The sequence below is a fragment of the Pseudomonas sp. SORT22 genome (assembly GCF_018417635.1).
Taxonomy (GTDB): domain Bacteria; phylum Pseudomonadota; class Gammaproteobacteria; order Pseudomonadales; family Pseudomonadaceae; genus Aquipseudomonas.
Map to the genome: position 1 here is coordinate 4,284,813 of NZ_CP071007.1, position 25,954 is coordinate 4,310,766.

Consider the following 25,954-nt stretch of genomic DNA (forward strand, 5'->3'; position numbering starts at 1 on the left):
TGTTGCCAGCGATATAGCAATAGCCGTGCCGGATAGTTTGGGGGCGCTTGCCAGGAAGGCCGTGCGATGGCTGCAAGAGCCGATGGGACGGGCGTTACAGCCCTTTGAAAGATAGGGTTATTAGCCATGATGAGCGCATTGCGCGACTCACCATGACCACCCAGGCGTCAATCCTCCGCCTGTTCATCCCCTTCGCGGCGGCTCATGCCGTACTTGCGCATCTTCTCCACCAGGGTGGTGCGACGAATGCGCAGGCGCTCGGCAGCGCGGGCGACGATACCGTTGGCATCATCCAGCGCCTGCTGGATCAGGCCCTGCTCCAGGCCACCGAGGTAGTCCTTGAGGTCCAGGCCTTCAGGCGGCAGCATCGCGTGGCTGGCGAAGTTCGGCGTATGGCCGTTGATGGCCACGCGCTCTTCGAGGTCCGAGCGCAGGCTGTCGACCAGTTGCTCGTCTTCGTCGTCGACGTAGCGGAATTTCTTCGGCAGCTCCGACACGCCGATCACCCCGTACGGGTGCATGATCGCCATGCGCTCGACCAGGTTGGCCAGCTCGCGGACGTTGCCCGGCCAGCCGTGCCGGCACAGCGACATGATCGCGGCCGAGTTGAAGCGGATCGAACCGCGCTTCTCGTGCTCCATGCGCGAGATCAGCTCGTTCATCAGCAGCGGGATGTCCTCGACGCGCTCGCGCAGCGGGGCCATCTCGATAGGGAAGACGTTGAGGCGGTAGTACAGGTCTTCGCGAAAGGTCCCCACCTCGATCATGCTTTCGAGGTTCTTGTGGGTCGCGGCGATGATGCGTACATCGATGCTCTGGGTCTTGTTGCTACCCACGCGCTCGAAGGTGCGTTCCTGCAGCACGCGCAGCAGCTTGACCTGCATCGGCAACGGCATGTCGCCGATCTCGTCGAGGAACAGGGTGCCGCCGTTGGCCAGCTCGAAACGCCCGGCACGGCTGGTAATCGCCCCGGTAAAGGCACCCTTCTCGTGGCCGAACAGTTCGCTTTCCAGCAGCTCGGCCGGAATCGCCCCGCAGTTGACCGGCACGAACGGCGCTTCGCGGCGCTTGGAGTGGTAGTGCAGGTTACGCGCAACCACCTCCTTGCCGGTGCCCGACTCACCGAGGATCAGCACGCTGGCGTCGGTATCGGCCACTTGCTGCATCATCTGGCGCACGTGCTGGATCGCCCGACTGGTGCCGACCAGGCTGCGGAACAGATTGGGTTCGCGCTGGCGGCCGCGCTCGCGGGCCTGGTCGTACATCTCGCGATAGACCTGGGCACGGTGCAGCGAATCGAGCAATTTGCTGTAGCTCGGCGGCATTTCGAGGTTGGAGAGTACGCGACGGCGCAGGTCGTCCGGCAGCTCGGCAGAAGAAATTTCGCCCAGAAGCAGAACCGGAAGGAACTCATCCCATCCAGCCACTGTCTTAAGCAAGCCCATCAGACTTGCCGGAGCATTCACGGTCCCGATCAGGACACAGAGCACTTCACGACTGGATGACAACGACTCGACAACCTGCTGCCAGTCATGGCTCGAGCAGGGCAGATTTTCTTCGCCAAGAAAATTCAACACTACCGCCAGATCACGGCGGCGAGCGCTATCGTCATCGATCAGGAGAATTTTGGTTTCACGCCACATGCAATAACAACTTCCCTAGTCATCTCGGCGCCCTTGTAAGGGCAAGCTCGACATCATTCCGACTGAACGGTCAGTGTTCGGACGTCTGAAATTAGAAAACAGCCACTAGTTAAGTCAAAAAACCGTACATAGTCAAATTTATGGCGCACTGCTTTTTGTTTTGCCCAGTTTCAGCTGAACAAATGGTATACCTTTGCCGCGTTTTTGGCTTGTCGGATCTGCGTCATCTCATCGACTATTGATTGACGCTCCCCACTTGCAACTTCAATTAATTCCTTGTAGACGCCCAGCAACTCCTCGAGCTTGCTGCGCAGCGTCAGCTCATCCACCGACGCTTCGGCCAGCACATCGTCCACGCACAGACGGCAACTGACGTCGAGCTCGCTGATCGCCTCCCAGTCACGACTGGCCAGGGCACCCAGCAATGCCTCGCGGGTTTGTTCGATACGTTCGAGCACGACACTCATTGCAATCTCCTAGGCGTCGGCGAGTTGATCGCCGATCGCGTCCCAGCCTTCCTTGACGGTAATCAGCAGGCGCGCCACTTCGTTGAGGATTTCCGGATCGTTCTGCACGTTCGCCTCGACCAGGCGCTTGCTCATGTACGAATACAGGTTATCCAGGTCGGTCAGCGAATCGGCGTGGTTTTCCAGGTCCAGGCCTTCACGCAAACCGCCGACAATACCGATTGCCTTGCCGATCAGGATGCCGCGCTGGGCCACGTCGTTACGCGCCATGGCACCCTTGGCCTGGGCAATGCGATCAAGACCGCCCTGCATCAACATCTGCACCAGACGATGCGGGCTGGCCACGGAGGTCTGGGCCACGCCGTTGACTTTCTGGTACTGCCGAAGGGCCAACATCGGATTCATGTTCTACCTCGTCACCGCAAAAAAGGTTTCATATACCGCTTGTATCGCCTGCGCGTCAAAAAACTTTAGCGCGTACAGCAAAAAGCCCGGAGTCCCCCTAGGGGTACTGCCGGGCTTCTGGCACAACGCCGAATCAGGAGTTTTTCTGCTGCGCCTCGATCGAGGCGAACATCGAGGCGATGTTCTTGCGCTGGGCTTCGAGCTTGCCCACCAGGGTATCCATGGCCACGTAGCGCTTGGTCAGGGATTCGGTCAGCGAAGTGATGCGCCGGTCCAGGGCCAGCTGCTGGTTGTCGAGGTCCTTTTGCAGCTTGTCCAGGCCAGCCTTGCGGGTGTCGAGGATGCCACCTGTCTGCAGGTACGGCTCGACCGCCTTGGTCATGTGCGCGAACACGCCTTCAGTGCCGGTGAACAGCTCCTGCACGTCCGGGCCGAGCTTCTTGTCCTTCATCGCGGCATCGTACTTGGTGGAGTTGAACTCCAGGGTACCGTCCTTTGCCGTGTTAATGCCCAGCTGGCTGAGGGTGGTCAGACGACCACTGCCCGACTCGGTCGCCAGTTGCTTGCGCAAGTCCGACAGCATCGAGCGCGTGGTCGGATCGTTGGTCAGCGGCCCGAGCACAGTCTTGCCATCAGCGTCCTTGGACACCGCCGTCAGGCTGTTGGCCGCCTTGACCAGGGTGTTGTAGGCATCGACAAAGTTCTGCACCGAGGCCTTCAGGCCGGCAGTGTTTTCACCGACCGTTACCTTGATAGGCTTGTCTGCGGCAGTAACCTGCAGCAGCTCCAGGCTCATGCCACTGATTGCGCCGTCGACGGTATTGGACTTGCTGGTAACCTTCAGGCCGTCGATGCTCAGCTCGGCGTCCTGGGCGAGGCCGTCGATGTAGCCGGCCCCATCACCGTTCATTTTGGTAGTACCGTTGATCTTCAGCTCGGCGATACCGTCGACCGAAATATCGGTACCTTTACCGGTCTTGGTCGAGCTGAAGACCAGGCGCGAGCCGTCCTTGCCATTGACGATGTTGGCAGTGATGCCCTGCTCGGCAAGCGATGAGTTGATCGAGTCGCGAACCGATTGCAAGGTCGCACCCGCCCCCACCTTCACAGTGTGGACCACGCCATCCTGGGTAATGGTCAGGTCGCCTTCAGGGATCGAAGTGCTGGCCCCGCCGGTAAAGTTCTGGCTGGCCACCTTGGACGCGGTCGCCAGCTTGTCGACCAGAACGGTGTAGGTACCGGGCACCGCCTTGTTGTTCGACGTGGCCTTGACCGTGGTGTCACTGCTGGAGGTCGCGGTGTAGGCACTGAAGGCTGGCGCCTTCGGATCGTTGAGCTTTTTCATCGCTTCCTGGTAAACAGAAAGCGCACTCTTGAGCGACGCTACCCCGGAAAGCATGGCCGTGTTGTTGGCGGTCTGGCGTTTGATCTGGTTCGCCTTGGGACCGGTGTCCGCCTTGACAAGCACATCAACGATCTTGTTGATGTCTACCCCGGAACCCAGACCGACACTCGGTAAAATTGTACTCGCCATTGCTACTCCCTCATGGTTGCGCGCCGCCCTAGCCTTGCCAGACTAGCGAACTTGCCGCTCAGCCGCCAGCATCAGGCCTTGGCGTTGAACAGCAGGCTGTTTACATCGCTCAGACTGTGAGCGATCTTCAACGCCTCTTCCGAAGGAAGTTGGCGGATCAGCTCTCCGGTCTCGCTGGCGATGACTTTAACTATAATTCGGCCGGATTCTTCATCCGTGGAAAATTCAAGGTTACGTCGCGATGAAGCAAGGAATTTCTCGATATCCTTGACCGCGTTCTTGACCTTCTCAGCTTCGGACAGCCCCTTGTCGGTAGCTTCCTTGACTGGCGTGATGGCTTCAACTGCCGCTACAGGCTTGGCCGCAGGGCGTTCGGTGGTCGGCTCGACCGGCTTCACCGTCGGGTAAGACAGGTTCAGCTTGACGCTCATATCCATGTCACCACCTCTCAATGCAAAAGGCGGAGGAGTGCCGTAGATGCACTCCCCCGCCGACAACTACCGAGTGATTAGCCCAGCAGCTTCAGTACAGCCGACGGCAGTTGGTTGGCCTGGGCCAGAACCGAAGTCGAAGCTTGTTGCAGAGTTTGCTGCTTGGTCATCTGAGCAGTTTCAGCGGCGAAGTCGGTATCTTGTACGCGACCACGAGCAGCTTCAGCGTTCTCGTTGATGTTTTGCAGGTTGTTGATGGTGCTGGTCATACGGTTCTGCACCGCACCCAGGTCAGCACGAGCGGTACCGATCTTCGCCAGAGCGGAGTCGATCGCGCCCATGGCAGCCGAGAAGTTGGTCTGGGCAGTGGTGCTGTCGCTACCGGCGATGGTGATGGCGCTGGTGATACCCAGGTCGCTGGCCAGGAACTTGGCGCTCAGGTCGATGCTGATCTGGTTTTCGCCGCCAGTGTTGGAACCAACCTGGAAGGTCATGGTGCTAGCCGAACCGTCCAGCAGGTTTTTGCCGTTCAGCTGGGTGGACTGGGCGATACGAGTCAGTTCCGCAGACATCTGCTTGAACTCGTTGTCCAGCGAGGTACGGTTAGTCGAATCGTTCGAGTCGTTTCGCGATTGCAGAGCCAGTTCACGCATACGCTGCAGGATGTTGACCTGCTCTTGCATCGCGCCTTCAGCGGTCTGGGCGATCGAGATACCGTCGTTGGCGTTTTTGATTGCCATGGTCTGACCGCGGATCTGCGAGGTCATACGGGTAGAGATCTGCAGGCCGGCGGCGTCGTCTTTGGCGCTGTTGATTTTCAGGCCGGAGGACAGACGGCTCATCGAGGTGCTCAGAGCGTCGGAAGCGCGGTTCAGGTTCTTCTGAACGCCCAGGGAGGTAGTGTTGGTGTTAACGGTTAATGCCATGACGAATTCCTCGTGTTTGGGATACTGCGGCTTCCGGCCCTGGCATCCGCCGGGTGTGGCCTAGAGAACCTTCGTAATAGTTATCGTCGTCTGGCGCGGTTGCTTTAGGGGTTTTTGCAAATTTTTTAATGGCACCCTGCCACCCCAATGAAATCAAGGGTTTGACGCCAAAAAAACACTTACCCATAAATGCTGGAGATAAAAAAAAGCGCCACCGGGCAACCGGCAGCGCTCTATTTTCAGGCTGGTGCAGAAATCAGTCGTTGCGCTCGATAATCGCCGAGCCCCACGAAAGACCTACACCGAAACCGCTCAAGGCAACGCGCTGGTGGCGCGAACCGAGCACGTGCTTCTCAAGCAGCAAGGGAATGCTCGACGACACGGTGTTACCCGTCTCGACCATGTCCTTGACGAATTTGTCCGGGTCATCTTCGAAGCGCCGGGCGACGGCGTCGACAATCGCCGCACTGCCCTGGTGGATACAGAACAGGTCGATGTCAGCCGGTGCCAACTGGCTTTCGCCCAACAGCTCATGCAGGTGCGCCGGCACCTTGAGCAAGGCAAAGTTGAACACCTGGCGACCGTTCATGAAGAACACCCCGTCACTGACCTTCAGGTGCGCAGCGCCGCCGCCGTCAGTACCGAACTTGGCCTTGCCCAGCTGCCACTGGGCGCCCTCGCCCATCCAGGTAACAGTCGCGGCATCACCAAACAGCATGGTGGTGTTGCGGTCTTCAGGGTCGACGATCTTCGAGTAAGGGTCAGCGGTGATCAGCAGACCGTTTTTCAGCCCCGCCGCCTCCATGAAGCCTTTCATGGCATACAAGCCGTAGACATAGCCCGAGCAGCCCAGGGAAATATCGAAGGCCGCCACGTGGGTCGGCAGGCCCAGTTTGTCCTGGACGATGGCTGCAGTGTGCGGCAAACCTTCTTCGTCGCCGTTCTGGGTAACGACAATCAGGGCGTCGATGGACTCAGGCACCAGGCTCGGATTGGCAGCGAACAGGGCCTTTACCGCCTCCACACACAGGTCGGAGGTTTCCTGGCCTGCGTCTTTGCGCGGCAGGAAGGTCGAACCGATCTTGCCGAGAATGAATTCCTGGTCCTTGGCGAATTTCGCACCCTGGGCGTAGTTGTCCACACCCTCGACAGGTACGTAACTCGCAATGCTTTTGATGCCAATCATTGTGGCTTCCCGATAGATATGCGGATTTTCACGGGCACTGGAACCTGGTAACCAAGGGCTTGCGAGCCTGCGCGCACCCCGCCCGCCAGTACCGCCCGACGACTCAATAGATTAAAGATGCCCGTTTCGACTGCCAAGTCACTGTTGCACAAAGATTACCCATCACAAATGTCAGCCATTGGCACTTTGTGACTATCAAAGATTGCTAGTTTGGCGGGTGTCGACGCTGCGAAAGGCACCCCGGGAGGCTGGCGACACGGGACGAGCACGCCATCCACCGGGCTGCCGATCGACTCGGGCAACGCGGTGGACGCGGGGTCAGCTGGGGATCAGGCGGGCAACCAGGCGCTGCGCCAACGCTGCAGATGATCCTCGTCGAGCATCCAGCACCGATGAACGGCATCCCTGAGCTCATCACCGCGGCGCTGGGCAGCATCAAGATTGGCCAGGTGCAGGCCAATAGCCTCGATCCAGTGCTCGTAGCTGTTGTGCACACGGGACACGGGCAAGTCGTCCTGCTCCTGGCCGATGTCGCTACAGATCACCGGCACGGCGCATGCGCCGAACTCCAGTTGACGCTGGTTACCTCTGCAAACATTGAACAGGGTCTGCTGCAGCGGCACCAGAGCGAGGTCCAGGTTCAAGCCTGCCAGCTTTTGTGGGTACTGCTGAACTTCGACACCCTCGTGGTACTCGTGTACATAGGGCCGCAGGCTATTGGGGCAGAAGCCGAAGAAAACCCACTCGACATCCGCAGTCAAGGCCTTGATAACGGGCGCGATAACCTCCAGGTCACTTGCCTGCTCGCTGCTGCCGACCCACCCCAGGCGAGGCCGGCCAGCCGTTCGGCGCTGCCCCTTTACATGGCGCCAGGCGTCGATCGACAAGCGCGTCTCGACCACCCGGATATCGCCATGCAGGCCGGCAAACGCCTGTGCCAGCGCCGCCGTCGGCACCACCAGGCGGTCGACGCACCCCAGGGCTTGCTGCAGGCTGTGGAACACATCCTCGCCCAGGCCCTCACGGCGGGCACTGCCCACCGGCAGATCCGGCAGGTAGTCGCTCAGCTCCAGAACCGTAAAGGCACGCGAGAACGCCTGAATCCGCCGCATGACTTCAAGGCGCGGTGCATCCAGCCCACCCTGGAACACCACTACATCCGCTGCCAGGCGCTCCAGCTCGACCAGGGGCGTCAACCCCGGCGACACCCGGCCATCGATGTAACCGGCAGCCTTCAAGCCATTGAATGGACGCACTACCCGCGAATAGCCCAGTTCACCCTGATCAAGCGGATGGACCACCAGCACCGGCATCTCTCGCTGCCCCTGTGGCGGCTGCCAGGTCGACTGCAGGCTGGCGACCTTGAAGCCACCGGCATGGGCCAGTGACAGATGGCGGTTGTAGGCCGGATCATGGGCCAGCACCGGCAACCAGCGCGCATACAGGGCGTCCTCTTCTTCCACACTGGCATCGGCCATTGCCGGCCTGTCGATCAACAGTTGTGCATGAGGCGTCCAGACGTTGAGGTAACCGGCCTGGCGCAGGCGCAAGCACAGATCGACGTCCATCCAGCGCGCCAGTGCAGGCGCCTCGTCAAACCCGCCGGCCTCGACAAACAGGTCGCGGCGTACCATCAGGCATTCACCGCTGAGCGCCGAGTAATTCTGATCGACCGTGAGCCGCTGCATGTAGCCGGAGTCGCTGTGAGCGTAGCCGGCAAATACCCGTCCCACCGGCCCGCGCAAGCCCAGAACCAGCCCAGCGTGGTGAATCCTGCCGTTCATCGACAGCAGCTTGGCGCCCACGGCTGCGACCTCCGGACGCTGGGCGTGATTGAGCAACTGCTGCAACCAGCCCTTGGCAATCGGCGCCGCTGTCGCATCCAGCCACAGCAGGTACTCACCGCGCGCCAGTCGCCCTGCGTCATTGCGCAACAGTGCCGGGCACTGGCCCTGGGCAAAAGACAGCACCCGCAACTGATCGCCACCGATTTGCTCGATCCCCTGCAACCATTGGCGCACTTGCGGTTCGTCACTTCCCGGATCGAGCAACAGGACCTCGTAGCAGGGGTAGTCGGTGTGCTGCAACAGCGCCTCAATGCAGCGCTGGAACTGTTCGAGGGCACCATCGAGCAAAATCACAATGCTCACCATGGGCTGATCGGCATGCCCATAGTCCAGTCGATAGTGGCCAGGCAGGTGCGAATCGACGTGCGCCTGAGCATAGCCCCGGGCCTTGAGATGACGCCCTACCACCTCCCGCTCGCTGGCACAGTCAGCGAAGCGCAACGCTTCGCTGACCAACAGCGGCTCACTGATATGCTCGATACCACTCAAGCCGCGCTGCTCGACCAGGCGCAGCTGGTACTCCAGCTCGAACGCCTGGCCACAGCCGGTATCGAAGCCGCCTTGCGCCAGGAACTCGCTACTTCGCAACAGCCAGTGCGGCGAGACACTGGCCGGCAGGCTCAAAAGCAGATCAAGGTTCAGGTCTGGCCGAAGCGAAATACCCAACGAGCCGTTGCCCATGCGCATGGCTTCGTCAGCGTAGGCGGCAACACAGGCATCGGCTGCATTGGCAAGCTCCAGGGCCACCAGCAACAAACCGCCAGGGGTGAACTCGACCCCCGCCTCGACCACCATGAACCAGTCGCAGCCGCTGTCGGCCACGACCCGGTTGATGACCTCGCTACGCTGCGCTGCCTGGCACGGCCGGTGGTGCACCGATAAACCCGGCACGTCTGACGCTGGCGACGCAGCCCCGAGGGTCACCACCTGCAGGTGGCGATAAAGGCACTGATCGGGAGCAAGGCTCTCAAGGGTACGCATCAACGCCTGATCAGCGTCGTCACTACCCAGCACCAGCACGCCCAGCATCGGCGCGCGGCCGCTGGCCAGGCGCTGCATCAATGCCGCGCGTTGCGGTTCTTCGGGGCAGCGCTGCTCGAGCCAGGCCAGCATGCCTTGCTTGTCCGCCAGTGCCTGCTGTTGCGCTGCCGCCTGGGTTTTTTCAATGAAGACATCCAGCTGCTGCCAGAACGGCTCGGTGACCGCGACGTAACGCTGCAAGGCCCCCTGCACCCCGGCACGGGCAACCTCCAGCGCATCGGTTTCATCCGACAAGGCAAAACCTTGCCTGCCGAAGAAGATACCGTCGAGAAACACCTGATCGACGCTGTGCCCGGCCATGAAGATCACCGGGCAACCGCATAGCACAGCAATGGCACAGGTCATCGACCATTCATAGCTGTACAGCACTTCGGCACTGCGCAGGACCTTGGCCAGTTCAACCAGCGACAGCGGGTTGGCAACACTGAGCAGGCGAATGCCTGCAGGCAGCGAGGCATAGTCCACCTGATCCAGAGGATGCCGGTTCTGATACAGGTAATGCCCCTGGCGAGGCACGCTAGGATCAGGTGCATTGAACAGCGAGATATCGATAATCGGGAAGCACAGCAGGTCGGCGACACTGACCCCCTTCTTGGCGGCGATCCGCGCATCGTAATAGAACAGCAGATCGTCCGGCTCTTCCTCCATCGCCCTGCCCGTCAGGAAGCCCTCGACGTTCAACAGGTAGCGTGCGACTACTTTGCCGCTGAGCGGGTTGCCGCTGGTGACTTCCGGATAGACCGTAATGGGCACCTTGCCGCTGGCGATATGGCGATCGGCGGTCGCCTGGTCGAGCAGTGGCGTTTTCAGCTCGGGGTTGACCACCTTGCCGCCGCAAATATAGGCCTCGCGGCCGCTCAGGTTCAACGCGTGGCACAGGTAATGAAGCGTGCAGACTCCTGAAGACGTCTCCCGGTAATCCGGCGCCGCAATATAGTAGGGATGCGCCGGCTTGGTATAGATCAGCTGCAAGCGAGCCATCGCCTGCTCAAGCCTATACCCATCAACGCCCAGGGTATTCGACATCTTCAAACTCCAGAATTGGTTGGAAACCCGACAGCCAAGGACAGGTTGCCCAGGCAACGGCGGTGGCCTGCGAGGCGAACTGTCAATAATCTGCCATCGACCCCCTGCCAGTGCAGGAACACAAGGCTGTAGACACGGGGGCTTAGCGAATCGCAGGCATGAAAAAGCCGGGCATTGCGCCCGGCTCTGCATATTTCGCGCCAGAGGCCTGTTAAGGCAACCACTCCAGCACGCCGTTGCCACCGGCCACTACTACACGCGAAACGTCAACGCCATGCTCGACATCGACTACAACACGGGTGCTGAAGGCTGCCGGCCAGCGCTGGACCAGCGCTTGGCACTGTTCCCGCGCAGGCAATGGCACTGCGAGGTTAAGCACTTGCGCATGGGGTACGCAGATCGCCAGCAAACCGGCTTGTGCAGCCTTCAGGCACAGGTCGACATCGGCACCACCCGCAAGCTGTTCATCCAGCCCGGCACACTGCTCGAACAACGCCTTGCCCACCATCAGGCAGTCGGCCGACACCGCCTGGCAACCTCTTACCGCTTCCAGCCCGGGCAATGTCACTCGCACACGCGAAGCACCCTGCCGGGCATTGCGTACCAGGCCACTGCCGAGCAGCTCGTAACCGGCATGACTGATGACGCCATCGCGATCGAACATCTGGCAACCGACAACACCCACCTCAGGGCGCTGAGCCTGGTTGAGCAGGGATTCGATCCAGGCCGGCGACACCACCTCGCTGCGGCTCGACATCAGCACCAGGTACTGCCCCTGGGCCTGGGCCGCAGCCTGGTTGACCATCTGTACCCGCACCGACGACTCACAGGCAAACAAGCGCACCCGCGATCCCAGCCCCTGCACCGTGGCAAGGCCTGCGGCTACCGCCTCGGCATTGGCCGCCTCGCAGGTGACGATCACCTCGTAACGGGCATAGCGAGTACGCTGGACCACGCTTGCCAGGCTTACTTTGAGCTGCTCGAGATCGGAATCGGCAACCAGCACAATGCTCACTTGCGGGGTCTGCGGATGACGGAAGTCAACCTGGAAGGTACCGTCGGTACTTTCGTTGACCTGGCCACGGTAACCCAGCACGTTCAAATGACGCTTGAGGGTGGTCAGGGCTTGACCAGCCATCGACTCCGGCGCTTGCTGGCCGATCACCAGGTACTCGTCCAGGTGGGCCATGCCGCTGATACCGCTGGCTTCGACCAGACGCAGGAGCAGATCGAATTCCAGCGCTTGCGCACAGTCTTCGCTGTAACCGCCCAGGTCGACAACGGCCTGGCGACGCACCAGCCAATGCCGGGCCATCAGGTCAGGACGACTGCGCAGCAGGTCCAGGTCGCAACCAGGACGTACGACGCTGAGCAGGCGCCCGTCGCTGTCGCGCTGAACTTCGTTGGCAGAGATCGCCTGGCACCCCTGGGCACCGGACAGCTCGATCTGCAAACGCAACAAGCCGCCGGTAGCCAGTACATCGCCCGCCTGCAACATCAGCAGCCATTCGCTGGAAAGCTGGCGTACCACCTGGTTCAGGTGCGCAACCATGTTGACCGGCGTAACCTTGATAAAGTGCAGGGCATCCCGGGCCGTGGTGATGGCCGGCAGTTCGCCGGCCTTGAGCACGACAATCTTGAAGTTGCGCAAACCGCTGGCGACCAGGCTGTCGAAGGTATCCTGCAAACCTGCGTTATCGTCCGCAAGATCGATCACCACAAAGGCTGTCTGCGGCGCCGGGGTTTTCCCCAGGTGGGCAAAAATGCGCTCGCGGGCGGCGCTGTCCGGGGTGGCCGCAGCGATTGCCGCCAGCACCTTGCCCGAAGGCGTGCTCGCCAGCTGCGTCTGCACAGCGGTAGCCGGCAGCAATTGGAGCTGCTCCAGCCAGGTGCCAAGGTCGCGGCGCAGCCCCTGGTCCTGCTCGCCCAGGCCTGCCAGCAGGCGCTGGCAAACCTGCGGGTTGAACACACCCAGTGCAAAGGCCTGCCAGTAGCGGGCCATGAGGCTCTCGGCGGTATCGTTGGGATGCTCGGCAAGCAATGCTTGCTGCCGTACCCAGGTACCTTCCAGCGCCCGGCTGTGAAGCTGTCCGGCGGGCCAGGCATGGACCATGAACTCGCTCGAGCGCAACTGACCGAACACGCTGCCGTTGTAGTACGGCATATCGACAAACTGGGTTGGCTCGAACGTCACTTGTGGTTCGGACGACAGGCTGTCCCAGCGCGAAGTGAACAGCAATGGCGCCTCACAGCGCGAGTGGGTATTGCGCACGAAGGCATTGAGGACTTCGAAGCCCCTGGCACTGGCAAATACCGCTGCCTGCTCGCCATCCCAGTGCTGGAGCTGGCGCACAGCCTGGCTCAGCAACTCTTCGCGAGCCTGCTCGGAAAGACTCCAGGGACGGTACTCGACCATCGCACTGGTGTGCGCCAGCAGCCGCGATGCGCCCTGGGCCAGCAGCCCATAGGAAACCGCCACACACCAGCTATCGAACGACAGGTTCGCCGGCACGCTGCGCACCGCGGTTTTCAACACCTCGGTCCTGATCACTGCCCGCCACGCCTGCAAACCGTACTCGGCATGCACGGCAATACGCCCCAGGGCGTTGCTGGCATGCAACTGAGCCTTGGGCGCAGAGCCGATCTTGTAGTAGTCCACGTCGCCATTACCAGGCTGGTAACCCAGCGAGTAACCTTGAGCCATTACGTAATCGGCGTCGCCTTGCAAGGCTTCCACCGCCGCAGCGATGCCATCGGTCAGGAGGAAATCACACTCCAGGGTCAGCACCGCAAACGCGGTATCGACCTGCTCCAGGGTCTGCAGCACCTGCTCGGACCAGTCACCGACCGACGTTTGCGACGCCGGCGCTGCGAGTGTCTGCAGGTGTGCAAAGCGCGCCTGGTAATAGTGAGCGGCGCGCCCTGAATAGCCAGGCTCGTCCTGACCCAGCAAGACGACGGTGACGTCATCCAGCAGCGCTGCACAACCGATTGCTTGTTCGCCCATAGTGCACCTAGTTCTCATGTTATCTGTCATGGCCAGCATCAAGGCCGGCCACTGTCGTTAATCGGCCAACCAGGCGTTAGCCCAGTGCTGAAGCTTGTCGGGTGTCAGCATGAAGTCGCGCAGCACCACTTCGCGCAGGGCATCGCCCAGGCGATAACTGGCCTGGGGATCGTCCAGATGCATGCGGATCGCTTCCAGCCAGGCCTGCGTCGAGTTGCCGGCCACCCGCGTACAAGGCAGGTAGCCCTGATAAGCCTTGGTATCGGAACACACCACGGGGAAGCCGCAGGCGCCATACTCGAGCAAGCGCAGGTTGCTCTTGCAGTCGTTAAAGAGGTTGGTTTCCAGCGGTGCCAGCGCCAGATCCAGGTTCAGGCTCGCCAGCTTCTGCGGATAGAGCGACATGGCAATGCCGGTGTGGTACTCCTTGACGTAGGGCCTGAGCACCTCCGGGCACATACCAAAGAACACCCAGTCGACCTCGTCGGCAAGCTCCCGGACCACCTCGGCCAGCAGCTCCAGGTCACCTTGATGGCTGGTGCCCCCAGCCCAGCCGACACGCGGCTTGAGGGTGGTTTGTCGATGACTCTTGAGGTCGCTCCACATGTGCATCGCCAGCATGTTCGGCACCACCCGGATATCATGGTGCATGCTCGACAGCGCATCAGCCAGCGGCTGGGTCGACACCACCACACGGTCGCACAGGGAAATGCCGCGGCTCACCAGTTCGCGCATGTTCTGCGGCATGTTGCGGCTGTGCGCATTCTTTTTCGGCACGTCGATGATGTAGTCGTCGATCTCGTAGATTCGCCGCGCACTGGAAAAGGTTTTGACCCGCTCGATATCCCGAATGGTACTGGCCATGTAACGGCACTGCAGGATGATCGAGTCCGGCTTGCAACGCTCCATTTCGATAGTGTTGGGCGTGGCGTAATCCAGCTGACCCTGGATCCAGCCGGCCCGCTCCAGCTCGGTAAATGGCTGCACCACCCGGTAATGCCCAACCGCCGTGGTGTTGACCGGCAACGCCAGCACATAGGGCAATGGCCGGCTGATGAACGGGTCCCAACCACTACGCAAACCCGGTTCCAGATTGTAGCTGGACAGCTTCAGGCTAAGGTTGCGGTTGTAGGCCGGATCGTTGGCCACCAGGGGCAGCCAGCGCTGGTAGAAGGCGCGTTGGTCCCGTTCTATCGCCTTGGTGTCGACAACCTGCTCGACTGGCAGGCGCGCCACCATCGAAAACGGTGTCCAGACCACCAGGTAACCCTGCTCACGCGCACGCAGGCAGAAATCGGCGTCGAGCAACTCAACGCTGAATGCCTGGACATCCAGACCACCCAGCGCATCGAACAGGTCGCGCCGCACCAGCAGGCAATGGGCGCTGACAGCGCTGAGGTTCTGTACCGCAAGCAAGCGGTTCATGTAACCACCGGCATCGACCGGCTGACCGTAGAACGGGCTTCCCGCCAGGCCATGCACACCCAGCAGCAGCCCGGCATTGACCACCATGCCGGCGCTGCTACACATCTTCGGACCGACAATGCCGACTTCCGGACGCTGGCCCTGGCGCATCAATTCGCTCAGCCACTGGCCATCGAACATCAGGCAGCCAGGGTCGACCAGCAACAGATAGCTGCCTCGCGCCTGCTCGGCGGCCTGGTTGATCAGTTGCTGCCCGGCGCTGTCCTCGGACTGGACAATGTGCAACTGATCGCTGCCCAGTTGCCGCATCGCAGCAAGCCAGGACTGCAGATCCTGAGGCTCGTCACCCTTGGTGGCGATCAGTACTTCATAGTTGCGGTAGGCGGTGTGTTCGAAAATCGATTCGACACAACGCCGAAGCGCCTGCAGGTCTTGCCCGGCCACGATGATGATCGACACCGCGGGCGTATCAGCGTGCTGGTACAGCACTCGGGTCAACATGCTGTTTTCGGCCGATACCAGCTCGGCCTCGATACCCAGGCGCTGCAGGTGCGCCTGCAATACGCGTGGTGCCTGGGCCAGGCAGGCCGGCTCGGACTGCCAGCTGGAATAGCTGTACTGACTTTGCACCAGCAGTTCGGCGACGTGCTCGACCACCTGCAAACCATGGCTTTCAACCATCCGCCAGAGCAGATCTTGCGGCGCCAGGACGTCATAATCAGCCGTGAAGCCGCCCAGCTCCAACAGCCGGGTCCGCTCGAAGGCCAGCATTCGTCCGACGTAGGGGAAGCTGCGCATCAGATCGAGGTTGAAGTCGGGTTTGAAGATCGGCTGGCCAACCTGCAGGTTATCGTCACTGCCCTCATCGGTGTACAGGCACAACCGGTCCGTGTGCAAGGCCAGGCGCTCGGCCATGATCACCAGGGCATGAGGATGCAGACGATCACCGGCGCGTAGCAGCAACACCCAGTCTGCCGATTCAGCCCTGGCGATCCGCGCATTGAGCTGTTCAAAACCATTGCCACGCAAAGCGCTGTACTCGACACCCGCATCACTCGCAGGCGGCTCTTGAGTGCCAAGCACCCAGACCTGATGCGGCGCATAAGACTGGGCGGCCAGGCTGTCGAGTGTCGACTTCAACGGCATCGCCTCGCCCTGTGGATCGAACACCACAGCAACGATGCGCGGTTGTCGTGGCCATTGCTCGATCCGTTTGGGCAGCAGGCTGATCTGCGCGGGCGACAAAGTGCGGCACTCAAGCCACTCGGCATAGAGCTCGGCAAAGCTCAGGCTGTGGGTACCGACTTGCTGCTGATAGTGGCCCATCTGCCCGGCGTACAACCGGGTCAGTTCATATTCGTCCCACTCCAGCGTCTCGCCTGGGCGAAAATCCTCAAGCGCCACGTAGCGAATCCAGCCGGTGGCCGGCGGCGCTTCGCCGGTGTTGGCGGCGAGCATCTGCTGCAACCATTCGCTCTCGGTCTTGTGTGCAAGGGTGATGCCGGCCTGATGGCTCAGACGTCCGGCATGGACCCGCTCGATACTGAGCATGTTAGACAGGTAGGCCAGGTGCCCACGGCGCAACAGGCACATGTACAGCGCCATGTCCAGGCGCGCAACGAACCCTGCGCCCTGCTGCACCAACTGCGGCAGGTACTGCTCTACCGCAGCCCGGCGCATGAGCATGTGACTGATGCCGCCAAACAGGTTGGGAACCTTGCTGGTGACCGCATCGAGCATGTCACCGCCGTTGAGGATCGCGCTGCAAGGGGCAATCACGCAGTTGGCCGGCCGCGGCGGCAACAGCGTCTCGTCCGCCGCGCAGATCAGCCGGTGGTTGACCACCATGTTGACCTCGGGGCAATCGGCCATGATCCGCGCCTGTTGCTCGATGCAGTTTTCGATCAACCAGTCGTCGTCACAAAGAAACTTGACGAACTCGCCCCGGGAGTGCTCCAGGCATTGCAGCAGGTTACCGGCAAAGCCCAGGGTCGCGGGGTTGCGCGAATAGCGCAGTTCGCAGCTTGCCTGCGCAACCCTCTCATCGAAAATGGCCTTGATCTCGTCCCCCTGACTGTCGTCGCAAACGATGACCTCGAGGTTGGTGTAGCTCTGGGAGATGGCACTGAGCAGCGCGCGACTGAAGAACTCGGGGTTGAAGGCAGGAATGGCGATGCTGACGAGGGGTTGTTCGATCATAGTGGTAGGCCTGGAGAGGGTTCCGGGTGATGCCGGCAGGGGCATCACCCGGTGATGTTGCGCAAAGATGTATCAGAGCCGGTTGAACAGGCTCAGCGAGGAGATCTTGGTGAACGCCAATTGCGACGCCTGCAGCATTGTCTGCTGCAGGTTCAGGCGGATCAGCACATCGGCCGGATCGGCGTCGCGGATCGAACTCTGGGTCTTGGTATTGGCCATCTTCAGGCTTTCGTTGGTATCGGCCTGGACGTCCAGGGCGGCACCCCGGGCACCGATTGAGCTGATCGCCTCGGCAACCTTGTTGGCGCCGCTTTCCAGGTTACCGATGGCCGACTGCAAAGCCCCCTGGTATTTCTGCCGCGCCGCCAGGTTGTTGTCGACCGGCAATTCAAGCGCCTTGCGAAACTCCGAGATGGTGTCGAGGATATTCTGGGTCTGATGGGTATCGACCTTGACCGAGAACTGGTCGCCGCTAGCCGGCACTGCCGAGAAGTCGAAGTCGACACCGGCAATATTGGCCTTGGTCGCCGGGGTACCGGTCAGGTTGCCAGTGGCCACCGGGCGCGCATCCGGCCCCATTGGCTGGGCATACACTTCATAGGCCGAGGCACTGGTGAACTTGATGATCGCGCCACCGCCAGGAAAGGCATTGTGGTACGCCGTCTGGTCGGTAATCTTGGCTCCGGTGATCTGCGATGACGAGGTATTGCCGGCGCTGCGCGAGCCACTGACTTCGTCGGGTTTGGAGCTTAGCGAGAAGCTGTGACCGGCGATGACCGCGTCCGGGTTGGCCTTGTCGGCATCCGTCAGGTTGATGTCCAGGCGCATCTCGACACCACGGAAGGTGATGTTGGCCGGCTTTTTCGGGTCGAAGGCGCCTTCACCGGTGGCTTCCAGGGTCACGTCGTTGTTGGCTGCGTCAGTGATCTTGAACTGCGTGCTGCTGGTGAAGGTGATGGTGTACGGCTCGCCACCACGGAAACGATCGTTGTACTGGGTGCTGCCGGAGACCTGGCCATTGGACAGACTGACACGGCCGTCATCCACGGCCGGCGAGGTCAGCTTGGTCTGGCTGCGGCTGGTGTTCAGCGCCTGTTCGAACACACTGTAGCCACTCTCGTTGGTAGCCATGGTGAGCATGTCACCGACCTGCAGGCTCAGGGTGCTCTGGTCGCCCTGGTAGGTGTAGGTACCATCGGCATTACGCACGTAGGGCGGGGTGTCGCCACGGGAGCCGGAGAACAGGTATTTGCCGTTCTCGTCACGGCTGTTCATCAGGCTGTAGAGCTGCTCTTCGAGCTGGGTCAGTTCCTGGGCATCGGCCTTGCGGTCGGCGTCGGTGTAGCCACCGCTGCCGGCGCTGATGGCCAGTTCCTTGACCCGCGCCAGGATGTTGGTAATGCCGTTGAGGGTCGACTCGGAGGTGCCCAGGCTGTTGCGCACGTTGGTGATGTTGCCATCGTACTGGTCGATCAGGTTGCTCTGCTGTTGCAGTTGCAGCAGGCGCGCAGCCCCTACCGGATCATCGGCAGCGGTACGCACACGAATGTTGTCGCTGGCCTGCTGGCCGGTCTTGACCACGTTGGAAAAGTTGCGCTGATAGTTCGCGGAGCTGGTTTCGTAAAACTGGGAAGTAGAAATACGCACGGTCTACCACTCCTTAAAGGGCGTTGATCAGCGTGGAGAAAATTTCCTGCGCCGCTTTGATGATTTGCGACGAGGCCGTGTAGTACTGCTGGTACTTGATCAGGTTGCCGGCTTCTTCGTCGAGCTGTACGCCCGACAGCGAATCGCGTGCGCCCCGGGCCGACTCATGCAGGGCGCCGGTAGAGTCGACGTCCATCTGCGCCTGGGCGGTCTTGCCGCCGACGTTTTCCACCAGCTTGCCATAGGCGTCGGTGAGGCTGATGCCCTTGCCGTTGGCGCCGACTTCAACCGTACCTTTGGTCTGCAGGTCGATCAGCGCCTGGCCGTTGCGGTTGTTGTCCGAACCCGAGCCGGTCATGCCGATGGTGTAGTTATCACCCTGCTTGGGTGCACCCGAGACGCTCATCTCGAAGGTGAAGGACTTCTGGTTGCCGCTGGCATCCTTGATCGGCGCGCCGGTGGAATCGACCATCGGCACCGAGAACTGCAGTTTGTTTTCCTGACCGGGAATAATGGTGCCGCTACCCAGGGTACCGCCCTTGGCATCGAGCAGCTTGTAGGTCTGCGGGTTGGCCTTTTCGTCACCGAACACCAGCTTGACCGGGGTCGAGTACTTCAGGCCATTCTGCAGATCCAGGCGCTGGGCCGGGTCGTAGATGTCCAGGGTCGAGGTCAGGTTGGGCTGTCCGATGATCCCGGTGCCCTGGTTGCCGGCACCACTGGTAGACGTCAGCGGCGATGCCAGCGCCAGGCGCTTGGGGTCGGTAAGGACGGTGTCCAGGTTGGTCGCGGCATTACGTGTCGGGGTGATCTTGAAGGTGTCACCGGCCTGCAGCGCGCCGCCATTGAGGTTGAGGCTGAAACCGTCGATGACCGGTGCCGGATCGTCATTGAGATCATAGGAACCGACCACGCTGCCCTCCGGCAGCTTCTTGACGCTGTAACCCGTGGCGCTGGTGAAGGTCACCTGATAGTCGCTGGTGCTCAGCTTGCCGGTGTCCTTGATGGTCACATCGAGGTTGCCGGAGCCTGCGCTGTTGCCCGCCTGGGCAATGCTGCGCTGGCTGATCAGTTCGGGGCTGTTGATGTTGTTGAACAGGGCCGCGCCGAACTCGCCGTTCTTGTCGATACCCTGGGCCAGCTGGCTGTTGATCCGGTCGGCCATGACCAGGGCCACGCGCCCCAGCTCGTTCAGCGACGGGTCGAGCACTTCGCTGCGATAGCGCAGCAGGCCGCCGATCTCGCCACCGCGAAGGCTCGAGGTAACGTCCATGGTGGTGCTGCCACGGTTGAGCTGCACGACAAATCGGGTCGGGTCGGTCTTGCTCGGCGCGGTCTCGAGGTTGTTGGTGGTTTTACCCAACACCAGCGGCTGGCCGTTTTCCAGGTAGATATCGAGGTTGCCTTCGCGCTCGACCACCTGGGTACCGACCAGCTCGGAGAGCTGACGTACCGCCTCGTTGCGCTGATCGAGCAGGTCGTTGGGGGTGCCCTGCACCACCGCCACCTTGGAGATCTGATCGTTGTACTGGGCAATGGTTGCCGTCAGCTTGTTGACCTGGTCGGCCATCGAAGCGAGGTTGCCATTGATGTTGCTGTTCTGCTCGTTGAGCTGGCTGGCGATGGTGTTGAAGCGCTTGCTCAGCGATTGCGCGCTGGTCAGCAGCAGCTGACGCGAGGCATCTTCATTGGGCTTGGCAGCAGCGCTCTGCAAGGCACTGAAGAAGCTCTTCAAGGCACCCGTGATACCCGTGTCGGCGCCCGACAGCATCTGGTCGATCGGCCCGACCTGCTTCAGGTACGAGGCGGCATCGCTGCTCAGCGAGGTGGTGGTACGCAACTGGTTTTCAAGGTAGGCGTTGTACACCCGACGCACATCGGAGAGGGTCGTGCCGGTGCCGATGAACACACCGCCAACCTGCTGCGCGCCGTTGGACCGCTGCACATTCTGCTGGCGCGAATAACCGGCAACATCGGCATTGGCAATGTTGTTACCCGTGGTGTGCAGGCCCGCCTGGTTGGCGTTGAGCCCCGACATCCCGATGTTGATCAAACTCGCCATGGTTCAAACCTTATAGTTTCGTTGTAGTGCCAATCGCTGCGTAGCTTTCGTACGATTTCATCTGTTTGGCGATCTGCGAAATCTTGCTCGCGTAATCCGGGTCGGTTGCGTATCCGGCTTTCTGCAGCTCGCGTACAAACTGTTCCGGTTTATCGGCAGCCTTGACCGCTTCTTTATAGCGGGCGTTGTTCTGTAGCAGGCTGACCAGGTCATGGAAGCTGTCCTGGTAGGAGTCGTAGGAACGGAACGCCGCGGTCTCCTTGACGAACTGACCGTCACGAAACTCGCTGGTGATCGCCCGCGCCTGGCCGCCCTGCCAGTTGCCGGTAGCCTTGATGCCAAACAGGTTGTGACTGCTGCTGCCATCGGCCTGGCGCATGACCGATTTGCCCCAACCGGTTTCCAGCGCCGCCTGGGCCACCAGGTAGCGCGGATCGATACCGATGCGCTTGGCAGCCTGCTCGGCCATTGGCAGCATGGTGGCAACGAATTCATCCGACGAGCCGAATGCGCGCTTGGCCGGCGCCAGCGGCGGCTGGGCCACGGCGCGGCCATAAATGCGCATCGAACCCGGCGCGGCAAAGCTCTGTGCCGACTGCCAGTCACCCTTGACCACGGCATCGGTCATGGCCGTGGTGCGTTGCGGCAAGGCTGCGGTGTTGGTGGTGGCAGCGACGGCACCGGCGGACGGCACGATGCCGGCCAGCAGGCGATCGGTGAGTTTGCCCGGCAGCGCCAGGCGCCGCGAGTTGAGCGCCGCCATGTCGTTGCGGGTGACGGCGGTTTCTTCGCTGCGCGCAGGCTCGGCAACCTTGCTTGCCCACAACGGCCGCTGCTGGATATCCACGCGCGGGAACGGGCTGTTGTTGCTCGCAGCGCTGGCCTTCTGCTTGGACAGCTGGCGCATCAGCACTTCCTGCAGGCCGATACCGCCGCCCTCGCGGGACATGCTCACCGCCAGCTGCTGGTCGTACATCTGCTGGTACTGCTTGGTGGTCTCGGTGTTGAGCGGGTTGTCCTTGGCCAGCACATCGCTGGCCGAGCGCATCGACTTGAGCATCTCGTTGAGAAACAGCGACTCGAATTCCTGGGCCACCTTGCGCAGGTTGGCATCGCTGTCGCGATCACCAACCTTCAGCGAGTTCAGGCGATTGAGGTCGGTGTAGGCACCACTGTCGGCGGCATTGAAAGCACTTTTAGGCATATCCATGGCCAGCCCCCTCAGATCACGATCAGGTCGGCTTGCAGGGCGCCGGCCTGTTTCAGGGCTTCGAGGATCGCCATCAGGTCACCGGGCGCAGCGCCCACCTGGTTCACCGCACGGACGATTTCATCCAGGGTGGTACCGGGGCCGAACTTGAACATCGGCTTGGCTTCCTGCTCGGCATTGACCCGTGAGCGCGGCACCACGGCAGTCTCGCCATTGGAGAACGGCCCCGGCTGGCTGACGATCGGGTCTTCGGTAATGGTCACGGTCAGGCTGCCGTGGGTGACCGCCGCCGGCGACACCTTGACGTTCTGGCCAATGACGATGGTACCGGTACGCGAATTGATGATGACCTTGGCCACAGCCTGGCCCGGATCGATCTCAAGGTTCTCGAGAATCGACAGGTAGTCGACCCGCTGGCTTGGATCGAGCGGCGCGGTAACCCGTACCGAACCACCGTCCAGGGCCTGGGCCACACCCGGGCCGAGCAGCTCGTTGACCTTGTCGACGATGCGCTTGGCGGTGGTGAAGTCCGGGCGATTAAGGTTCAGGGTCAGGCTGTTGCCCTGGTTGAAACCACTGGGCACGGCGCGCTCGACCGAAGCACCACCGGGGATGCGACCGGCCGACGGCACGTTGACGGTAATCTTCGAGCCGTCGCGGCCTTCGGCATCGAAACCGCCGACCACCAGGTTGCCCTGGGCAATGGCGTAGACGTTGCCATCGATACCCTTGAGCGGAGTCATCAGCAGGCTGCCGCCGCGCAGGCTCTTGGAGTTGCCGATCGAGGAGACGGTGATATCCACCACCTGCCCCGGCTTGGCGAACGCCGGCAGGTCGGCATGCACCGACACCGCGGCAACGTTTTTCAGCTGCACGTTGCCCGAGCCTGGCGGCACCTTGATGCCGAACTGCGAGAGCATGTTGTTGAAGGTCTGCAGGGTGAACGGCGTCTGGGTGGTCTGGTCACCCGTGCCGTTGAGCCCCACCACCAGGCCGTAGCCGATCAGCTGGTTGGTGCGCACGCCGGAAATGCTGGCGATGTCCTTCAGACGCTCGGCCTGCACGGCGAACGCAGTGGACAGCAGAATCGTAGCGGCAATCAGCTGCTTGAAGTTGAACATGGTCATCCGAACCTAGAAAGGCCAAAGCGGGCTGATGAAGAACCGGTCAAACCAACCAGGCTGGCTGGCGTCGGCAAACGAGCCGGTACCCGAATAGGTGATGCGCGCATCGGCAACACGGGTAGAAGGCACGGTGTTGTCGGTGGCGATGTCATCGGCACGGATCATCCCGGCGATACGTACCAGCTCATCACCGGTGTTGAGGGTCAGCCACTTCTCGCCGCGCACGGCAATGATGCCGTTGGGCAACACGTCGGCCACGGTGACAGTGATCGAGCCGGTCAGGGTATTGCCCTGAGCCGCCTTGCTGTCGCCCTTGGTTGCACGGTCGCCGCTGTAGCCGGCACTGAGGCTCAGATCGCCATCACCAAATGGATTATTGGTGGTCAAGCCACCGCCAAACAACGAGGTCAGGCCGATATCGGCCTTGCTGTTCTTGGCAATCTGCGAGTTGGCGTTCTTGCTCGCCTGGGTGCGCTCGTTGAGGGTAATGGTGATGATGTCACCCACCCTGAAAGCCTTGCGGTCGCTGTACAGGTTCTGGTCGAAACCGGCCTGGTAGATCGAGCCGTTGTTGGCCGCCGCCGGCAATGGCGTGCGCGGCAATACCGGCGCGTAGTAAGGATCGTTGGGCTTGGGCGTCGGCGCGACGCAGCCGGCCAGCAAGGCGATCCCACTCAGGGCAAGCACGGATAACAAACGACTCATGACTCTGACCTCACGGTGTAACAGGCGCCGTTCAAGCGACCTCGAAGACTTCACTTACAGGTTCTGGGTAACGTACGAGAGCATCTGGTCGGCGGTGGAAATGACCTTGGAGTTCATTTCGTAGGCCCGCTGGGTGGTGATCATGTTGACCAGCTCTTCAACGGTGCTGACGTTGGAGTTTTCCAGGGTTTGCTGCTGCATCACGCCAAAACCGTTGAGGCCCGGGGTACCGATCTGCGGCGCGCCGCTGGCGGCGGTTTCCAGGAACAGGTTGCCGCCCATGGCCTGCAGGCCGGCCGGGTTGATGAAGTCGGCGGTCTGGATGTTGCCGATGATCTGCGCCGCCGGGTTGCCAGCAGTGGTGATCGACACGGTGCCGTCCTGGCCAACGGTGAAGGTCTGCGCCTCTGGCGGCACGACAATCGCAGGCTCCAGGGCAAAGCCGTTGGCGGTGACGATCTGGCCGTCGGAGTTCAGGTGGAAGGTACCGTCGCGGGTGTACGAAACCGTGCCGTCCGGCTGCAGGATCTGGAAGAAGCCACGACCGTTGACCGCCATGTCCAGCGGGTTCTCGGTGGTCTGCAGGCTGCCGGTGCTGAAGTTTTTCTGGGTGCCGACAATGCGCACACCGGTACCCACTTGCAGACCCGACGGCAGCTCGCTGTCCTGGGTCGACTGGGCGCCTGGCTGACGCTTGATCTGGTAGAGCAGGTCCTGAAACTCGGCGCGATCACGTTTGAAGCCGGTGGTCGAGACGTTGGCCAGGTTGTTGGAAATGGTCGTCAGGTTGGTGTCCTGGGCGGACAAACCGGTTTTACTGACCCAAAGAGCCGGAAGCATGCTGTTCTCCTCGCGCGCCTGTTTTACGGCGCTACGTCTGTGTAATTAGCCGATCTGCAAAACCCGAGCCATGGCTTCGTCGCCTTCCTTGGCCGTGGTCATCATCTTGATGTGCAGTTCGAATTGACGGGACAGCGCCAGCACCGAGGTCATTTCCTCGACCGCATTGACGTTGCTTGACTCCAGGAAACCGGAAACCACCTGGACGTTGGCGTCGGCAGGCGCGGGCTGGCCGCTCTTGGTGTGGATCATGCCGTCCAGGCCCTTGGTCATGGTCTTGAGGTCCGGATTGACCAGCTTGATGCGGTCGACCTCGGCCATGACCCGCGGGCCTTCGCCCATGGCGCGGATGCTGATGGTGCCATCCTGGCCGATCTCGACCTTCTGCTCTGGCGGCACGGCAATCGGCCCGCCATTGCCCATCACCGGCATGCCGTTGCCGGCGCGCAGCACACCCAGGCCGTCAATGTTGAGGCTGGCGGTGCGCACATAGGCTTCACTGCCATCCGGAGCCTGTACGGCAATGAAGCCGTCGCCGCCGATGGCGATATCCAGGTCACGGCCGGTCTCTTGCATCGAGCCCGGGCTGAAATCGGTGGCCGGGCGCTCGGTCATGGCGTAGGCCCGCGCCGGAAAGCTGTCACCAAACACCGGCATCGAACGCGCCTGCTCCAGGTCGCGCTGAAAACCGCTGGTGGAAATGTTCGCCAGGTTGTTGGCATGGGCCTTTTGCGCCAGCGCATTCTGGCTGGCGCCGGTCATGGCCACGTATAGCATCTTGTCCACAGTCATCCTCCGCTGCGCTGGCGAACACTTGCCGTCCGCCGCTGCTCTGCAGTGCCTGTAGCAAGTTTCAAACCAACTTTTGCAAAAGACCCAAAAGCCCAATAGAACAAGGGTTTCAGCGCTGCGCGAAGACTCGCATGGAGAAAGCGCCGTCGAAATTACGGCGCCGGTTTGCCGCTAGCGGCAAGCTTAGTACTCGCGGCAGGCCGCGTTATTGAAAGGACCGGCAAAACGCTTCCAGCCCTCGCCCGGGGAAAACTGCGCGCACACCAGGCGCCCGGTGACCTGGCTTTCCCAGCGATACCAGGGCGCGGCATCGGCCCGGACCTGGCTCATCAACAGCACGGCAAACAGCGCCAGCAGCCATCGCTGCAACATGATCGATACCCCCGAAATACAAGACCCCTTCCGAGAAAGGGGTCTGTTTATACCAACTACCTTAC

At 61.4% G+C, this 25,954-nt stretch carries 18 protein-coding genes; all 18 read right to left on the minus strand.

The annotated features are described in order from the left end of the window. Window positions 1–167: 167 nt before the first annotated feature. The 18 genes from fleQ to JYG36_RS19645 all read right to left on the minus strand — a co-directional run bounded on the left by fleQ (window position 168) and on the right by JYG36_RS19645 (window position 25,889). Window positions 168–1,643 carry a transcriptional regulator FleQ gene (fleQ, locus tag JYG36_RS19560; protein ID WP_038996385.1) on the minus strand — a complete coding sequence of 492 codons (1,476 nt, stop codon included), beginning with the start codon at window positions 1,641–1,643 and terminating at the stop codon, window positions 168–170. A gap of 170 nt (window positions 1,644–1,813) precedes the next feature. Then, window positions 1,814–2,110 (minus strand): flagellar protein FliT, encoded by a 297-nt coding sequence (gene fliT / locus JYG36_RS19565; RefSeq protein WP_045200277.1) that lies wholly within the window; start codon window positions 2,108–2,110, stop codon window positions 1,814–1,816. Between the two features lie 9 nt (window positions 2,111–2,119). Continuing rightward, on the minus strand, window positions 2,120–2,515 hold the full coding sequence (gene fliS, locus JYG36_RS19570; protein WP_045200275.1) for a flagellar export chaperone FliS: 396 nt from the start codon (window positions 2,513–2,515) through the stop codon (window positions 2,120–2,122). A gap of 133 nt (window positions 2,516–2,648) precedes the next feature. Further along, window positions 2,649–4,049 carry a flagellar filament capping protein FliD gene (fliD, locus tag JYG36_RS19575; protein ID WP_213602062.1) on the minus strand — a complete coding sequence of 467 codons (1,401 nt, stop codon included), beginning with the start codon at window positions 4,047–4,049 and terminating at the stop codon, window positions 2,649–2,651. 71 nt (window positions 4,050–4,120) lie between these two features. Then, window positions 4,121–4,486, minus strand: a complete 366-nt coding sequence (locus tag JYG36_RS19580; RefSeq protein WP_093385619.1) for a flagellar protein FlaG — start codon at window positions 4,484–4,486, stop codon at window positions 4,121–4,123. Between the two features lie 71 nt (window positions 4,487–4,557). Further along, entirely contained in the window at window positions 4,558–5,406 is an 849-nt protein-coding gene (locus tag JYG36_RS19585) for a flagellin domain-containing protein (protein WP_045200267.1), read from the minus strand. Window positions 5,407–5,662: 256 nt separating this feature from the next. Continuing rightward, window positions 5,663–6,592, minus strand: coding sequence for a ketoacyl-ACP synthase III (locus tag JYG36_RS19590; RefSeq protein WP_093385623.1), 930 nt, complete (start codon window positions 6,590–6,592; stop codon window positions 5,663–5,665). 329 nt (window positions 6,593–6,921) lie between these two features. After that, a complete protein-coding gene (locus JYG36_RS19595; protein WP_213602063.1) occupies window positions 6,922–10,506 on the minus strand; it encodes a glycosyltransferase family 2 protein in 3,585 nt (1,194 codons plus the stop codon). A 211-nt stretch (window positions 10,507–10,717) separates the two neighbouring features. Then, complete coding sequence (locus tag JYG36_RS19600) at window positions 10,718–13,513, minus strand: glycosyltransferase family 2 protein (RefSeq protein ID WP_213602064.1); 2,796 nt, start codon at window positions 13,511–13,513, stop codon at window positions 10,718–10,720. 57 nt (window positions 13,514–13,570) lie between these two features. After that, the gene (locus JYG36_RS19605; RefSeq protein ID WP_213602065.1) at window positions 13,571–17,137 is read right to left on the minus strand and encodes a glycosyltransferase; all 3,567 of its coding nucleotides are present in this window, start codon (window positions 17,135–17,137) and stop codon (window positions 13,571–13,573) included. Between the two features lie 72 nt (window positions 17,138–17,209). Further along, complete coding sequence (locus JYG36_RS19610) at window positions 17,210–18,784, minus strand: flagellar hook-associated protein 3 (RefSeq protein ID WP_093385639.1); 1,575 nt, start codon at window positions 18,782–18,784, stop codon at window positions 17,210–17,212. 13 nt (window positions 18,785–18,797) lie between these two features. After that, the gene (gene flgK / locus JYG36_RS19615) at window positions 18,798–20,846 is read right to left on the minus strand and encodes a flagellar hook-associated protein FlgK (RefSeq protein WP_045200252.1); all 2,049 of its coding nucleotides are present in this window, start codon (window positions 20,844–20,846) and stop codon (window positions 18,798–18,800) included. 10 nt (window positions 20,847–20,856) lie between these two features. Continuing rightward, window positions 20,857–22,056, minus strand: coding sequence for a flagellar assembly peptidoglycan hydrolase FlgJ (gene flgJ, locus JYG36_RS19620; RefSeq protein ID WP_045200250.1), 1,200 nt, complete (start codon window positions 22,054–22,056; stop codon window positions 20,857–20,859). A gap of 11 nt (window positions 22,057–22,067) precedes the next feature. Next, complete coding sequence (locus JYG36_RS19625; RefSeq protein ID WP_010224970.1) at window positions 22,068–23,177, minus strand: flagellar basal body P-ring protein FlgI; 1,110 nt, start codon at window positions 23,175–23,177, stop codon at window positions 22,068–22,070. Window positions 23,178–23,189: 12 nt separating this feature from the next. Continuing rightward, the gene (gene flgH, locus JYG36_RS19630; RefSeq protein WP_045200248.1) at window positions 23,190–23,885 is read right to left on the minus strand and encodes a flagellar basal body L-ring protein FlgH; all 696 of its coding nucleotides are present in this window, start codon (window positions 23,883–23,885) and stop codon (window positions 23,190–23,192) included. Window positions 23,886–23,939: 54 nt separating this feature from the next. After that, window positions 23,940–24,725, minus strand: a complete 786-nt coding sequence (gene flgG, locus JYG36_RS19635) for a flagellar basal-body rod protein FlgG (protein ID WP_045200246.1) — start codon at window positions 24,723–24,725, stop codon at window positions 23,940–23,942. Between the two features lie 45 nt (window positions 24,726–24,770). Continuing rightward, window positions 24,771–25,511 (minus strand): flagellar basal body rod protein FlgF, encoded by a 741-nt coding sequence (locus JYG36_RS19640; RefSeq protein WP_045200237.1) that lies wholly within the window; start codon window positions 25,509–25,511, stop codon window positions 24,771–24,773. 189 nt (window positions 25,512–25,700) lie between these two features. Then, a complete protein-coding gene (locus JYG36_RS19645) occupies window positions 25,701–25,889 on the minus strand; it encodes a hypothetical protein (RefSeq protein ID WP_213602066.1) in 189 nt (62 codons plus the stop codon). Between the last annotated feature and the right edge of the window lie 65 nt (window positions 25,890–25,954).

Excerpts from the sequence above, each read along its gene's own strand:
- fleQ (WP_038996385.1), bottom strand. The coding sequence starts at position 1,643 with ATGTGGCGTGAAACCAAAATTCTCCTGATCGATGACGATAGCGCTCGC.
- fliT (WP_045200277.1), bottom strand. The coding sequence starts at position 2,110 with ATGAGTGTCGTGCTCGAACGTATCGAACAAACCCGCGAGGCATTGCTG.
- fliS (WP_045200275.1), bottom strand. The coding sequence starts at position 2,515 with ATGAATCCGATGTTGGCCCTTCGGCAGTACCAGAAAGTCAACGGCGTG.
- fliD (WP_213602062.1), bottom strand. The coding sequence starts at position 4,049 with ATGGCGAGTACAATTTTACCGAGTGTCGGTCTGGGTTCCGGGGTAGAC.
- JYG36_RS19580 (WP_093385619.1), bottom strand. The coding sequence starts at position 4,486 with ATGGATATGAGCGTCAAGCTGAACCTGTCTTACCCGACGGTGAAGCCG.
- JYG36_RS19585 (WP_045200267.1), bottom strand. The coding sequence starts at position 5,406 with ATGGCATTAACCGTTAACACCAACACTACCTCCCTGGGCGTTCAGAAG.
- JYG36_RS19590 (WP_093385623.1), bottom strand. The coding sequence starts at position 6,592 with ATGATTGGCATCAAAAGCATTGCGAGTTACGTACCTGTCGAGGGTGTG.
- JYG36_RS19595 (WP_213602063.1), bottom strand. The coding sequence starts at position 10,506 with ATGTCGAATACCCTGGGCGTTGATGGGTATAGGCTTGAGCAGGCGATG.
- JYG36_RS19600 (WP_213602064.1), bottom strand. The coding sequence starts at position 13,513 with ATGGGCGAACAAGCAATCGGTTGTGCAGCGCTGCTGGATGACGTCACC.
- JYG36_RS19605 (WP_213602065.1), bottom strand. The coding sequence starts at position 17,137 with ATGATCGAACAACCCCTCGTCAGCATCGCCATTCCTGCCTTCAACCCC.
- flgK (WP_045200252.1), bottom strand. The coding sequence starts at position 20,846 with ATGGCGAGTTTGATCAACATCGGGATGTCGGGGCTCAACGCCAACCAG.
- flgJ (WP_045200250.1), bottom strand. The coding sequence starts at position 22,056 with ATGGATATGCCTAAAAGTGCTTTCAATGCCGCCGACAGTGGTGCCTAC.
- JYG36_RS19625 (WP_010224970.1), bottom strand. The coding sequence starts at position 23,177 with ATGTTCAACTTCAAGCAGCTGATTGCCGCTACGATTCTGCTGTCCACT.
- flgH (WP_045200248.1), bottom strand. The coding sequence starts at position 23,885 with ATGAGTCGTTTGTTATCCGTGCTTGCCCTGAGTGGGATCGCCTTGCTG.
- flgG (WP_045200246.1), bottom strand. The coding sequence starts at position 24,725 with ATGCTTCCGGCTCTTTGGGTCAGTAAAACCGGTTTGTCCGCCCAGGAC.
- JYG36_RS19645 (WP_213602066.1), bottom strand. The coding sequence starts at position 25,889 with ATGTTGCAGCGATGGCTGCTGGCGCTGTTTGCCGTGCTGTTGATGAGC.